Source organism: Desulfoplanes formicivorans, assembly GCF_001748225.1.
GTDB lineage: Bacteria > Desulfobacterota > Desulfovibrionia > Desulfovibrionales > Desulfomicrobiaceae > Desulfoplanes > Desulfoplanes formicivorans.
The window spans coordinates 40,044-52,910 of record NZ_BDFE01000007.1; the positions used below are offsets into that span (position 1 = coordinate 40,044).

Below are 12,867 nucleotides of genomic sequence, written 5' to 3' on the forward strand. Positions count from 1 at the left end.
TGTTCATCCCTTATTATGGCTTGCCCAGTGCCGGTTTTTGCCCGTGCAAAAAACGATCAAAGGGCAAGCACCCTTTCCCGGTCAAACACCTCTCCTTGCAAGCTGCGCGTTTGTACGCCCCCTTGGGGGCAATTTCAACCAGCATGTGGGTCACGCAAACCAGCCATCCCGGTGGTTTCCCGGACGCAGCCATCTCACCGGGCGCATGTTCGGCACACTGCACAAGCAAGAATACCTGCAACAAATCAAAAAGCGGTGACACCCCCTGTGGAATGTCACCGCTTATTTTTGGACTGTTGCCTGCCCTTAAACGACCCAGTCATCCCCTTCTTCAATAGGGGTGAAGCCACGGCGCATGGTGTTTTCGGTGACCACCCGTGGATCCATGAACTGGACCAGATAATCCGGGCCGCCGGTCTTGGAGCCGATGCCGGACATGTTGAATCCGCCAAAGGGCTGACGCTCAACAATGGCACCGGTTGAACCCCGGTTCAGATACAGGTTCCCGACCCGAAAATGTTTGCGGGCCTTTTCCAGGTTGTTGGGACTTCTGCTGAAAACGGCCCCGGTCAAAGCGTAGTCGGTGGCGTTGGCCCACTCCAGGGCCTGATCAAAGGTCTTGACCCGCATCACGGCCAAAACCGGGCCAAAAATCTCTTCCCGGGCGGTCCGGTGTTCGGGACGAATGTTCTCAACAATGGTCAATGGCGCATAATACCCCGGAACATCCAGATCATCGCGGCACACCAAAACCGAACCTTCCTGTTTGGCAATGTCAATGCACTGCATGATCTTTTCCAGGGCTTCCTCGCTGACAACGGGGCCCATGTAGTTGGCCGGATCTTCGGCAGGGCCAATGGCCAGGGACAGGGCCGCTTCCTTGAGTCTTCGCACGAATTTGTCGTAAATGGGTTCAAGAACAATAACCCGGGAACACGCCGAACACTTCTGACCCTGATAGGCAAAAGCCGAATAGACAATGGCCCGAACAGCCTCGTCCAGATCGGCGTCATCATCCACAATGATGGCGTTCTTGCCGCCCAGCTCGGCCACGACCTTCTTGATCTGCTTCTGACCTTCCTGAACCCTGGCTGCCTTTTCAATGATGCGAAGGCCCACGGGTTTGGACCCGGTAAAGGCGATCATGGACAGCTGGGGATGCTCCACCAGATAGTCGCCCATGACGCTGCTGCGACCGGGAACAAAATTGAAGACCCCGTCAGGCACGCCGGCTTCCTGATAGATGCGGGCAAGGGTGCTGCCGATGACGGAAGAGGGTCCGGCCGGCTTGTACAAAACGCAATTGCCCGTGACCAAAGCGGCCGAGGTCATGCCCGCGCTGATGGCAAAGGGAAAATTCCACGGTCCGATCACCGCGGCAATCCCCTTGCCCTGGTAAAAATATTCGTTCACTTCGCCGGGAACATTGCCCATTCTTCGCGGGGTTCCCAGGCGCAGCATTTCCCGGGCATAATATTCCATGAAATCAATGCCCTCTCCCACGTCGGCATAGGCCTGGTCCCATTGTTTGCCCACCTCAAGGACCTGCCAGGCCGACAGCTCGAAGATGCGTTTGCGCGCGATGTCTGCGGCCCGCATAAGCAGTTGGGCCCTTTCCTCAGGCGACGTATCTCTCCAGGAAGCCATGGCCTTGCCGGCTGCCTCCATGGCCATATCGATTTCGGCCCTGCCAGCCTGACAGACCTGACCTATGATTTCCGAAGGATCGGCCGGATTGACCGAATCCATGCGATCGTCTGTCAACACCTCCCGGCCATTGATGAACAGGGGGCAGACCCTGCCGCATTGGGATCGGACCTGCTTGATGGCCTCGGGAAACCCTTCCCGGACGCTCTTTTTGGTAAAATCGGCAAAGGGTTCGTTCTGAATGACCGATTTCCTGCCTTGTGATGGCGCGGGCATGCGCTTGATCTCCCGCTCCAGGGTCACCGCGGGATCTTCCAGAAGACGCTCGATTTCGGCCTCCTCGGCAAAACTCTGGCGCAAAAAGGATTCATTGGCCGTATTTTCCAGAAGACGGCGCACAAGATAGGCCATGCCGGGCAAAAGATCGCCATAGGGAGCGTACAACCGAACCCGCTTGGCCACCTTGAGCAGTCCCTTGCGCACGGGTTCGGCCATGCCGTAAAGAATCTGGAATTCGTACCTGTCATCGGGAACGCCAAGCTTCTTGGCCGTCTCCATGACCGAGGAAATGGTCCTGACATTGTGGGAGGCACAGGCAAAATGGCAGATGTCGTGATTTTCCAGAATCCTGGTGGACAGACGTTCATAAGCCACATCGGTCTCGGGCTTGCGCACATATACCGGAATGTCCCACCCGTTCTGCTTGGCAATGACTGTCTCGTAATCCCAATAGGCGCCCTTGACCAAACGCAGGGAAATGGGGAGCTGCTCGGCCCTGGCCCATTCGAGCATGGCACTTAAATCGCTGTCCGTGTCTTTCAGATAGGCCTGCATCACCACGGCAAGCTGGGGATAGTCCCGGAATTCCTCGGAAGCACGGATTCGCCGATAGCACTCAAGGGTGATGTCCTTGTAGGCATATTGTTCCATGTCGATGCACAGATGGCCACCCATTTCACGAACCTTGCGAAAAATGGGGATGATCCGCGCGCAGATGCCCTGAACCGATCCCTCGAAGTCGGCGGGATGGGCCTGGGAAAACAGGCAGGACGGCTTGACCGAGATATTGATCCGGGGAGCGTGCCCCCAATCGAGTTCCGAGGTGCTGTCCAGGTTGTTCCACTTGGTATAGGAGGATGACAATCCTTCGAGCAGATCAAGATAGGACTGCATGTACTCCTCGGCCTCAACCTCGTTCACCGAGGCCTCCCCAAGGATGTCGATGGTAAAGGCAAAATGGTCCTTGCGCAGCTTGGCCAGGGTTTTCAGGGCCTGCTTGGTATTTTCCCCGATGATGAACTGTTTGGCCATGGCCTCGATATTTGCCCGGATGGTCCGGGACATGACCTTGGTGGCCAATTTGCCGCCAAGGCCCGTGGCCCCCTTGGCCCCCCATTTCATGACCGAAGGGATGTCCTGATCTTCGGCTGCAAAATATTCCTGGATATGCCGGTTCAGGGAATCCCCCGTGTTCAGATAGGGCAGGACATCCACAAACCGGAACAGCTGAACCTTGAAATTCTCGTTTTGCATGGCCCAGTCCATGACCTTGCCGGTCCACCACCCCTTGTTGAAGATCGACGGAGCCTCCCCGCTGATACTGGCAAAAAATTCCTTGCCTCGTGCAACAATCTGCTGATTCAGGTGTTCATCGGCCATACGTATTTTTCCTCCATGCTTGGATTACGAATCACTTCCCGACTTCTTGCGTTTGTGACTGGGTGCCCGCGTGGGCAGCCTGTCCACGGGCAGACACAAGGACTCTTTGATGGAATCCAGAACCAGGATGGTACGGGTGTCCCTCACCTCGGATATATCACCAATGGACTTGAGCAGATCCACCAGATCGTCGGCGTCCCTGAGCCTGGCCTGGAGCATGTACGAATATTCGCCGGCAATGAAATGCACCGCCTGGATATTCGGGAGCTCGGCCAGACAATGCCCCACATTGGTCCTGCCGACCTGTTCCTCGGTCCTTACCTGGATGAAGACGTTCAGGGGAAGTCCCAGGACCTTGGCATCGAGACGGACCTCATAGCCCCTGATGATCCCTGATTTCTCGAGCTTTTTCTTGCGTTCCAGAATGGCGGACGGGGCCATGCCCAGCTCCCGGGCCATGTCCACGTTGGAAACACGGCCATCTTTCTGAAGAATATTTAGCATTTGAGCATCAAGGCTATCTATCATTCTTGAAAATCCTTTTTTTAAAGCATATAATTCAAATTTATCCTTACGGTCAAGAACAATCATCACAAACCACCCTCTGGACGTATTCCCTCTGGTGGATCATGTCGAGAAACAGGGTTCATTGCCACGTTCGTCTACCTGTCCTATGAAGTGACATGACCCTTCCGGGGAATATGACCCTCGGGATGATGTACGTACCCATCAAGGAGCGTGTCATGAAACTCTTGAGAGCCTTACGCATGGAGCGTTGCATCGGATGCCATTCCTGCTCCCTGGCCTGTGCCAGGATGGTCCACCAGACCCTTTCCTGGGAACGGGCCGGAATCCGCATCCATTCTGCAGGAGGCCTGAGCACGGGATTTACCGCCCAGGTCTGCCTGGGCTGCAATCCGGCCCCTTGTGCGGCGGTCTGCCCCACCGGAGCCCTGACTCAGCGCAAAAACGGCGGCGTGATCTTCAAAAAGAAAAAGTGCATAGGTTGTGAAGAATGCGTTCCGGCATGCCCGGTCGAGGCCATTCTCATGGACCGGACAACAGGATTGCCGGTCATGTGCATCCATTGCGGACGATGTGTTGCCTTTTGTCCCCACGACTGTCTGGAGATGGTCGATACGGACAAGGAGCATGGCAAGGACAACATAGATCAGCAAGAGAACAGGGACGTTGAGAGGGAAACATCATGACGGACAGCTTCAAAGTCATCCACGTGGACCTTACCACGGGCCGATCGCAGGTTCTGGACATCCCGGGCAGAAACACCTGGCTCGGGGGGTCCGGACTGGCCGCAGTATTGTTTGAGCAATTCGCCCGCATGGACGAGCTGGCAGACCACCCGGATCAGCCCCTGATTTTTGCCATCGGCCCCCTGACCGGATTCTATCCCCTCATGAGCAAATGCGTCCTGGGATTCATGTCCCCGTATCACCATCAATATGCCGAAAGCCACGCAGGCGGACGACTGGCCCTGGCCCTGCGCTTTGCCGGGTACGAGGCCCTTGTGGTCACCGGGCATGCCCCCACCCTGTCCTGTCTGCATGTGGGAGCCAGGCAGGTGGGCATCCGGGACGTCCATTTCATGAAAGGCATGGACATCTTCAAGACGGGCAAGCTGTTGCGAACCATGTACCACAAGCATTCGGGCCACCGGAGCATCCTGCGTATCGGGCCGGCAGGGGAAAACAAGGTCAGCTTCGCGGCCATCAACGTGGATACCTACCGCCATTTCGGACGACTGGGAGCGGGCTGTGCCATGGGGATGAAAAACCTCAAGGCAATCATTGTTTCCGGCAACAAGGCCCAGGATATTTCTGCCTTCAAGGAATATCCCAAGGTCTATCAGGACATTTTCCAGGCCATCACGGCCTCGGAACTGATGAAAAAATACCACGACCTGGGCACGGCAGAAAACCTGAACAAACTGGACCGATCCGGCTGTCTGCCCTGGCGCAATCTCAAACAGACATCCGACCCGGGAAGCATCAAGGGTATTTCCGGCGAGACCTTTGCCAGGGACCTGCTGCTGCGGCAGACAGCCTGCGCCGGGTGCCCGGTTGGCTGTATCCACGTTGGTCTCCTGCGGGAAAAATTCGGTCCGGAACATGAATTCCTGTACCGCCAGGTGGCCTATGACTACGAACCCATTTTTGCCGTGGGCTCCATGCTCGGGATGGGGGAGGCTTCTGAAGTCCTGACCCTGCTCGAAGACGTGGAACGTGCCGGACTGGATGTGATGAGCGCGGGTGTCGCCCTGGCCTGGGCCACCGAAGCCCTGGAACAATCCCTCATCACAACAGCGGAAACCAGGGTTCCACTGGCCTTTGGCCATGTTGGCCCGTACAGACAGGCCCTGCAACTGCTCAGTAGCCCGCCCAACGCCTTCTACTCCACCCTTGGCCAGGGCACCCTTCATGCTGCCGCCACCTACGGCGGCAAGGACTTTGCCTGCGTCCTTGGCCAGGAAATGGCCGGATACGCCACCGGAGAAAACTTCTTTGTCAGCCAGGCTCTGGGATTCAGGCACTCCCATCTGGACACCGGCGCCTATGCCTTTGATCAGCAACAAACCTCCAGAGACGTATCCACGGCCGTATCATTTCTGCTGGAAGAAGAACGCCAGCGGATCCTGCTGTGTTCCATGGTGGCCTGTCTGTTTGCCCGCAAGGTCTATACCCCCAAGCGGCTTCACGAGGCATTGATGGCCCTTGGCCTGGAAGAAATGACACGCGACCTGGAGCAGAAAACAACCGCCATCCAGGCCAAACGCTGGAACCTCAGGTTCAGGTCCGGATTTGATCCCCGAACCGTGAGCATCCCCAAACGATTCCAACAGGTGGTAACCGCCAAGGGACCCATGGACAGCACCTATATGAAGGAGCTCTTCAATGCCTATGCAGGGACTCTTGAGGCCTTTCGGCATCAAGATAAACCGGGTTCACCCGCCTGACAAACGCATACCACTACCATGAACAAGGGCGCCCAAAGGCGCCCTTGTTCATGGTATGTCTTTCTGAAACGTCTATCTGACCCGACCTTCACGCCAGGCCTGAAGGAGCTTGTCATAATCCACGGTTTCTCCCCGTGGTTTTTCGTTGGCCAGTTTGGCCTTGGGGGCGCCGGGCTGGCTCAGCCAGTATGCAGCGCTTTTGCGGGGATTGAGCTTGGGTCCGCACTCCCCCTGGACCTGGGCACGTTCCAGACGCGCAAGCACCTTATCCATGCTCGCAGCCAGGTTATCCATGGCCTCCTGAGGCGTCACCTCGCCCGACAGGGTTTCCCCGATGTTCTGCCACCAGAGCTGGGCCAATTTGGGATAATCCGGAATATTGGTTCCCGTGGGGGTCCAGGCCACCCGGGCCGGGCTGCGATAAAATTCCACCAGACCACCCAGTTTGGGGGCTTCCCTGGTCATGGCCTCGGTCATCAGGTCGGATTCCCGGATGGGAGTCAGTCCCACAAGAGTCTTTTTCAAAGAGGTTGTCTTGGCTACGCAAAACTGGGCGTACAGCCAGGCGGCCTTCATGCGGGCCTCAGGCGTTGACTTGAGAAAGGTCCAGGAACCACAGTCCTGATATCCCAGTTTCATGCCTTCTTCCCAGTACGGACCATGGGGAGAGGGTGCCATGCGCCACTTGGGCAGTCCCTTTTCATCCACAACGGGAATCCCGGGCTTGACCATGTCCGCGGTAAACGCGGTGTACCAGAAGATCTGCTGGGCCACGTTCCCCTGGGAAGGAACCGGACCGGACTCGTAAAAGGTCATGCCCAGCGCCTCGGGCGGGGCGTACTTCTGGAGCCACTGCATGTACTTGGTCAGGGAATAGACTGCAGCCGGACCATTGGCAGCCCCTCCGCGCTCAACACTGGTTCCAACGGGACGACAGCCGTCAACACGCATGCCCCATTCGTCAACAGGCTTGCCATTGGGCAACCCCTTGTCCCCGGCACCCGCCATGGACAGCCAGGCGTCAGTGAATCGCCATCCCAGATCAGGACTCTTTTTGCCGTAATCCATGTGCCCGTAAACGCGCACGCCATCAATGGTCTTGACCTTGTCGGTAAAGAATTCGGCAATGTCTTCATAGGCGGACCAGTTGACCGGTACGCCCAGCTCGTATCCGTAGATCTCCTTGAATTTCTTTTTCAGATCAGGACGCTGAAACCAGTCATAGCGGAACCAGTACAGATTGGCGAACTGCTGGTCAGGAAGCTGGTACAGCTTGCCGTCAGGACCCGTGGTAAAGGACTTGCCGATGAAATCATCAAGATCAAGGGTGGGCAGGGTCACATCCTTGCCCTTGCCCACCATGAAATCCGACAGGGGAAGCACGAAACCGTAACGCATGTGGGTCCCGATGAGATCGGAATCGTTGATGTATCCATCGTAGATATTCTTGCCCGACTGCATCTGGGTCTGGATTTTCTCGATAACGTCACCTTCTCCAATCAGATCATGGGTGACATTGATCCCGGTAATCTCGGCAAAGGCCTTGGCCAGGACCTTGGACTCGTACTCGTGAGTGGTAATGGTTTCCGAAACAACCTTGATGTCCATGCCCCGGAAGGGCTTGGATGCCTGAATGAACCATTCCATTTCCTTCATCTGTTCGGCCTTGGTCAGACTGGACGGCTGGAATTCCTGGTCCACCCATTTTTTGGCAGCGGCCACATACGGATCATCAGCGGCCATCCCGACACCGGCCATCCCCGCAAGGGCGATACAGGTCAGGACAACCGCCATGGGGTACAGCCATTTCGACAGGTTTGACTTCATGCTCTCCTCCATTGGTAAAATGTTCAGATGCAACGTCAACACCTCTGACACGGTATGCAACCGTCTGTTTGCCAAAGCAGCCGGGGAAACAGATTCTGTTATCCCTTCCAGATGACCAACCCGAGAAAACAGACGGAGATGAGCGTGGCCATGTACAGGGGAGCGGATGCCAGCCCGATCCAGGCCAGATGGATGTAGGCACTTCCCAGAAGACCGATGAACAGCCGGTCCCCCCGGGTGGTGACCATGGGCAAAAAACCCTTGCGCGGCACCGTGGGGCACAACACCTGCCAAAAAGTCATGGTCACGAGTATCAAACCTATACAGACGAAAAACCAGGCCGTTACCGGCGTCCAGGCCATCCATTGCATGTTCATGGTCACCACCCCCAAATCATTTCATTCACATCACCCGTTAAACCGATCAACACCCCCAACACAATCGACCGTGTATGTGGGTCAAAACGTACCCAGATACGAAGCGCAAGGGATTTTGAAACCGCAGTGCATACCTGCGTTTCCAGATACTATACCCGCCCCATGGCAAACCCCTTGGCCATGTAATTGCGCACGAACCAGATGACGATGGTTCCCGGAATCAGGGTCAACACGGCTGCAGCGGCCAGTCCGCCCCAGTCCATGCCCGAAGCGCTGATGGTCCGGGTCATGATGGCGGCAATGGGCTTGGCATTGACCGTGGTCAACGTCCTTGCAAGAAGCAGTTCAACCCAGCTGAACATGAAGCAGAAGAACGCGGTCACCCCGATGCCCGCCTTGATCAGGGGGATGAATATGGTCAGGAAAAACCGGCCAAACCCGTACCCGTCAATGAACGCGGTCTCGTCGATCTCGCGGGGCACCCCGGACATGAATCCTTCCAGGATCCACACGGCCAGGGGCACGTTGAACAGACAATGGGCCAGGGCCACGGCAATGTGGGTATCAAACAGGCCGACCGTCTGGTAAAACTGGAAAAAAGGCAGCAAAAACACGGCAGGAGGAGACATCCTGTTGGTCAGCAGCCAGAAGAACATGTGCTTGTCCCCGACAAACGAGTATCTGGAAAACCCGTAGGCCGCGGGCAGGGCCACGGAAAGGGAGATGACCGTGTTCATGACCACGTACTTGATGGAATTGACATACCCCATGTACCAGGAAGGATCGGTAAAGATCATGGCATAGTTGGCCAGGGTGAAATGCTCGGGGATCAGATTGAAGGCCCCGAGAATTTCGTCGGTGGTCTTGAAGGACATGTTCAGCAGCCAGTACAGGGGCAACACCAGGAACACGAGATAGGTCGTCAGGGCTACAAGTTTCACATTGATTTTCATTGTGCATCTCCCTGTCCCATATGCATCATGGCCGTATAGAACACGAAACAAAACAGCAGGATGATCAAAAAGTACATCAGGGAAAAGGCCGCGGCCGGGCCGATATCAAACTGGCCCAGGGCCATCTTGGTCAGGTACTGGCTGAGAAAGGTGGTGGAATTGCCCGGGCCACCGCCGGTGAGCACAAAGGGTTCGGTGTAGATCATGAAGCTGTCCATGAACCGCAGGAGCACGGCAATGAGCAGGACCCCTCGCAGCTTGGGAAGCTGGATATACCGGAATACCGCCCACTTGGATGCACCATCAATACGAGCGGCCTGGTAATAGGCCTCGGGAATGGCCTGCAGCCCGGCATAGCAAAGAAGAATGACAAGGGGGGTCCAGTGCCAGACCTCCATGACCACCACGGTGAGCCAGCTGTCCAGGGCGTCGGCCGTGAAATTGTAATCAATACCCAGCCAGTTCAAAAACACCCCGGCCAGGCCGATATCCGGGCGGGCAAACACCACCCAGGTGGTTCCCACCACGTTCCACGGGATGAGCAGGGGCAGGGCCAGGACCACCAGGCAGAAGGAAGCACCCCACCCCTTTTTGGGCAGGGTCAGGGAAATACCGATCCCGAGAACCAGCTCGATCCCCAAAACGGTAAAGGAAAAAATGATCTGCCTGAGCAAGGCCTCGTGCAGCCGGCTGTTATGAAGCATTTCCCTGTACCATTCCGTGCCCACGAAATAGGCCTGCCCGGGTCCGAAGATGTCCTGAACCGAATAGTTGACCACGGTCATGAGAGGAATGATGGCACTGAAGGCCACAACGGCAAAGACCGGCAGAATCAGGAACCAGGCCTTGTTGCTTTCCCATTTGGTCATGAACCCACCTCCACGTCTATGAGCTTGTCATCACAAAAGAGCTTGGTCTTGTCAGGGGGAAAACAGATCCAGCAATCCGCGCCCACGGGAGGAACATGGGCCCCTTCAACACGCCGTGACTTGAGCATGTCCGCACCCGCCTCAAGGGTGACGATCCTGCTGCTGCCCTCGTCTTCCATGCTCACGACCCGGGCCTTGATTCCGTTGTCGCAGGGGGCGGATGCAAGATCGAGATACAGGGGCCGGATGCCCAGCTGCAGGGTCCCCTTCAACCCCCTGGCCCTTGCGGCCAGAGGAGCGGGAAGGGTCAGAGAACCTGCCGAAACAACGGCCCTGTCGCCTTCCACCCTGCAGTCCACAAAATTCATGCCCGGACTTCCAATGAAATAGCCCACAAAGGTATGAGCCGGATTCTCGAAAAGCTCCTCAGGGGTGCCGATCTGAACCAGCCGGCCATCGTACATGAGGACGACCTTTTCGGCAAAGGTCATGGCCTCGGTCTGATCGTGGGTCACATAGATGAGGGTCAGGCCGAACTGCTTGTGGATCTCCTTGAGTTTACGCCGCAACTGCCATTTGAGATGGGGGTCAATAACCGTAAGGGGTTCGTCAAACAGGATGGCCGCCACGTCGTCGCGCACCAGCCCCCGCCCAAGGGAAATCTTCTGCTTGGCGTCAGCAGCCAGACCACTGGCCCGTTTGTGCAAAAAGGGCGTCAGATCAAGGGCATCGGCGATTTCGTGAACCCGCCTGGTAATGAAGGGACGATCCTTGCCCCGGTTTTTCAGGGGGAACGCCAGGTTATCAAACACGGTCATGGTGTCGTACAACACCGGGAACTGAAAAACCTGGGCAATGTTCCGCTTTTCCGGGGGAAGTCCGGTCACATCCCTCCCATCGTACAGGATCCGCCCCTGGCTGGGAGTAAGCAGCCCGGAAATGAGATTGAGCATGGTGGTCTTGCCGCATCCCGAAGCGCCGAGCAGGGCATAGGCCCCGCCATCCTCCCAGACGGTGTTGACCTCCTTGATGGCGTAATCCTCGGGTCCGGCCGGGTTGTCCCGGTAACTGTGGGCAATGGAATCGAGCTTGATCTGGGCCATGGAATCCTCTGGGAGCCTCTAGTGTTCCGGGGAAAGAACCAGCTTCCCCTGTTCATCAAAAACATAAAAATATTGGGGCCTGACATACACGCATATATTTTCGCCCACCCCCCGGGAATGAACGCCCTGGGCCTGCATGACCAAGGACCGATTGCGGTAATGAAAATGCAGGAAGGTCTCTGAGCCATTGATTTCGCTCAGTTCCACCCGGGAACATATTTTCACGTCCTGTTGGGAATGGGGATGCAGGCTGAAATGATGCGGCCGGATGCCGAACTGGTAAACGCCCGGAGCCAGCCCTTTGAGATGTCCGGTCAGGGGAAAATCGATATTGATGCGCAGATGGGCGGTGGTTCCATTGACCTCGGCCCGGACAAAATTGATGGGGGGATCACTGAACACCTCAGCCACCTGCATGGTCGCAGGATGACGATAGATCGTTGATGTGGGACCGACCTGCAGGACACGTCCTTCGTGCATGATAACGACATTCCCCCCCAGCATGAGGGCCTCGGAAGGCTCGGTGGTCGTGTACACCACAATGGACTCGCGCTGAGCAAAAATGCGCAGCAGTTCGTCCCGCAATTCCTCCCGCAACTTGTAGTCCAGATTCACCAGGGGTTCATCCAGGAGCAGAAGCCGGGTATCCTTGGCCAGGGCACGGGCGATGGCCGTACGCTGCTGCTGCCCCCCGCTGAGTTCCTCGGGAAGACGATGAAGCAGGGGGGTCAGGTGGAGCATGTCGGCAATGGCCCGGACCCGCTCATCGATCTGGGCTCTGCTCATGGAGGTATTCTTCAGGGGGGAAGCGATATTTTTGTAAATGTTCAGGGAGGGATAATTGATGAATTGCTGGTAGACCATGCCCACGTCGCGCTTGCGCACCGACACCCCGGTGACATCCTGACCATCCATGATCACCTTGCCCGAGGAGGGTTTGTCCAGGCCGGCCATGATCCGCAGCAGGGAGGTTTTGCCAGCCAGTGTTCGCCCCAGGATCACGTATCTGGAGCCTGACTCAAGGGTCAGATCAATGTCCTTGAGATGCATCTCCCCTGCCACGAATTTATCAACCTTGGCCAGCTCAAGTCCCATGCATACCTCGCTGTTCTGCGGACAGTGGAATCGGATGTGACGTATACATTTCGGTAGCATTGCCTGACGGATAAATCAATGGGGGTGATGAAAATCTTCTGCATATTCTCCCGAGGTAATCCACCAGACGCCCCCAAGGCTTGCAGCCAGGCATCAAAGAACATGCAAAAAAAATCTCCACAAATCCAAAGTGTTTTGCTACCAGTCACGCAGTGGCAAAAAAATCCGTGACGCGCCAAAGCCCCTGCCGCACGCATCAATCATGTTCCACGCCAACCGTTGCATGACAGGCATGGCATAAGATTTTGCCAGCGTTGCGTGTCGGGAGGTCTCCGGGACCCTGTGCTTTGTCATGGCCCGGTCATT

10 protein-coding genes are annotated in these 12,867 nt (G+C 56.5%); 2 read left to right on the plus strand and 8 right to left on the minus strand.

Features of this window, described 5'->3' with window-relative positions:
- Positions 1–306 precede the first annotated feature (306 nt).
- On the minus strand, positions 307–3,306 hold the full coding sequence (pruA, locus tag DPF_RS02315) for an L-glutamate gamma-semialdehyde dehydrogenase (protein WP_069857258.1): 3,000 nt from the start codon (positions 3,304–3,306) through the stop codon (positions 307–309).
- Positions 3,307–3,330: 24 nt separating this feature from the next.
- Entirely contained in the window at positions 3,331–3,834 is a 504-nt protein-coding gene (locus DPF_RS02320; RefSeq protein WP_069857259.1) for an Lrp/AsnC family transcriptional regulator, read from the minus strand.
- A gap of 215 nt (positions 3,835–4,049) precedes the next feature.
- Between DPF_RS02320 and DPF_RS02325 the strand changes: the two genes are divergently transcribed.
- Positions 4,050–4,517 (plus strand): 4Fe-4S dicluster domain-containing protein, encoded by a 468-nt coding sequence (locus DPF_RS02325; RefSeq protein ID WP_069857260.1) that lies wholly within the window; start codon positions 4,050–4,052, stop codon positions 4,515–4,517.
- The gene (locus tag DPF_RS02330; protein ID WP_069857261.1) at positions 4,514–6,277 is read left to right on the plus strand and encodes an aldehyde ferredoxin oxidoreductase N-terminal domain-containing protein; all 1,764 of its coding nucleotides are present in this window, start codon (positions 4,514–4,516) and stop codon (positions 6,275–6,277) included. Before DPF_RS02325 ends, DPF_RS02330 begins: the two co-directional genes overlap by 4 nt.
- Positions 6,278–6,349: 72 nt before the next feature.
- On the opposite strand, the gene DPF_RS02335 is transcribed toward DPF_RS02330, so the two are convergent.
- From DPF_RS02335 to DPF_RS02360, 6 genes are all read right to left on the minus strand, one after another.
- Entirely contained in the window at positions 6,350–8,104 is a 1,755-nt protein-coding gene (locus DPF_RS02335) for an ABC transporter substrate-binding protein (protein WP_069857262.1), read from the minus strand.
- 98 nt (positions 8,105–8,202) lie between these two features.
- Positions 8,203–8,481: a DUF2160 domain-containing protein gene (locus DPF_RS02340; protein WP_231702113.1), complete on the minus strand. Its 279-nt coding sequence runs from the start codon at positions 8,479–8,481 to the stop codon at positions 8,203–8,205.
- 149 nt (positions 8,482–8,630) lie between these two features.
- Positions 8,631–9,434, minus strand: coding sequence for a carbohydrate ABC transporter permease (locus DPF_RS02345; protein ID WP_069857263.1), 804 nt, complete (start codon positions 9,432–9,434; stop codon positions 8,631–8,633).
- Positions 9,431–10,303 (minus strand): carbohydrate ABC transporter permease, encoded by an 873-nt coding sequence (locus DPF_RS02350; protein WP_069857264.1) that lies wholly within the window; start codon positions 10,301–10,303, stop codon positions 9,431–9,433. Before DPF_RS02350 ends, DPF_RS02345 begins: the two co-directional genes overlap by 4 nt.
- Positions 10,300–11,406, minus strand: a complete 1,107-nt coding sequence (locus DPF_RS02355) for an ABC transporter ATP-binding protein (protein WP_069857265.1) — start codon at positions 11,404–11,406, stop codon at positions 10,300–10,302. Before DPF_RS02355 ends, DPF_RS02350 begins: the two co-directional genes overlap by 4 nt.
- An 18-nt stretch (positions 11,407–11,424) precedes the next feature.
- Positions 11,425–12,501 (minus strand): ABC transporter ATP-binding protein, encoded by a 1,077-nt coding sequence (locus DPF_RS02360; protein ID WP_069857266.1) that lies wholly within the window; start codon positions 12,499–12,501, stop codon positions 11,425–11,427.
- Positions 12,502–12,867 lie beyond the last annotated feature (366 nt).

What these genes read in the sequence shown, in the direction of transcription:
- DPF_RS02350 (WP_069857264.1), bottom strand. Translation starts at nt 10,303, where the DNA reads ATGACCAAATGGGAAAGCAACAAGGCCTGGTTCCTGATTCTGCCGGTC.
- DPF_RS02325 (WP_069857260.1), top strand. Translation starts at nt 4,050, where the DNA reads ATGAAACTCTTGAGAGCCTTACGCATGGAGCGTTGCATCGGATGCCAT.
- DPF_RS02340 (WP_231702113.1), bottom strand. Translation starts at nt 8,481, where the DNA reads ATGAACATGCAATGGATGGCCTGGACGCCGGTAACGGCCTGGTTTTTC.
- DPF_RS02360 (WP_069857266.1), bottom strand. Translation starts at nt 12,501, where the DNA reads ATGGGACTTGAGCTGGCCAAGGTTGATAAATTCGTGGCAGGGGAGATG.
- DPF_RS02320 (WP_069857259.1), bottom strand. Translation starts at nt 3,834, where the DNA reads ATGATAGATAGCCTTGATGCTCAAATGCTAAATATTCTTCAGAAAGAT.
- DPF_RS02335 (WP_069857262.1), bottom strand. Translation starts at nt 8,104, where the DNA reads ATGAAGTCAAACCTGTCGAAATGGCTGTACCCCATGGCGGTTGTCCTG.
- DPF_RS02355 (WP_069857265.1), bottom strand. Translation starts at nt 11,406, where the DNA reads ATGGCCCAGATCAAGCTCGATTCCATTGCCCACAGTTACCGGGACAAC.
- DPF_RS02345 (WP_069857263.1), bottom strand. Translation starts at nt 9,434, where the DNA reads ATGAAAATCAATGTGAAACTTGTAGCCCTGACGACCTATCTCGTGTTC.
- DPF_RS02330 (WP_069857261.1), top strand. Translation starts at nt 4,514, where the DNA reads ATGACGGACAGCTTCAAAGTCATCCACGTGGACCTTACCACGGGCCGA.
- pruA (WP_069857258.1), bottom strand. Translation starts at nt 3,306, where the DNA reads ATGGCCGATGAACACCTGAATCAGCAGATTGTTGCACGAGGCAAGGAA.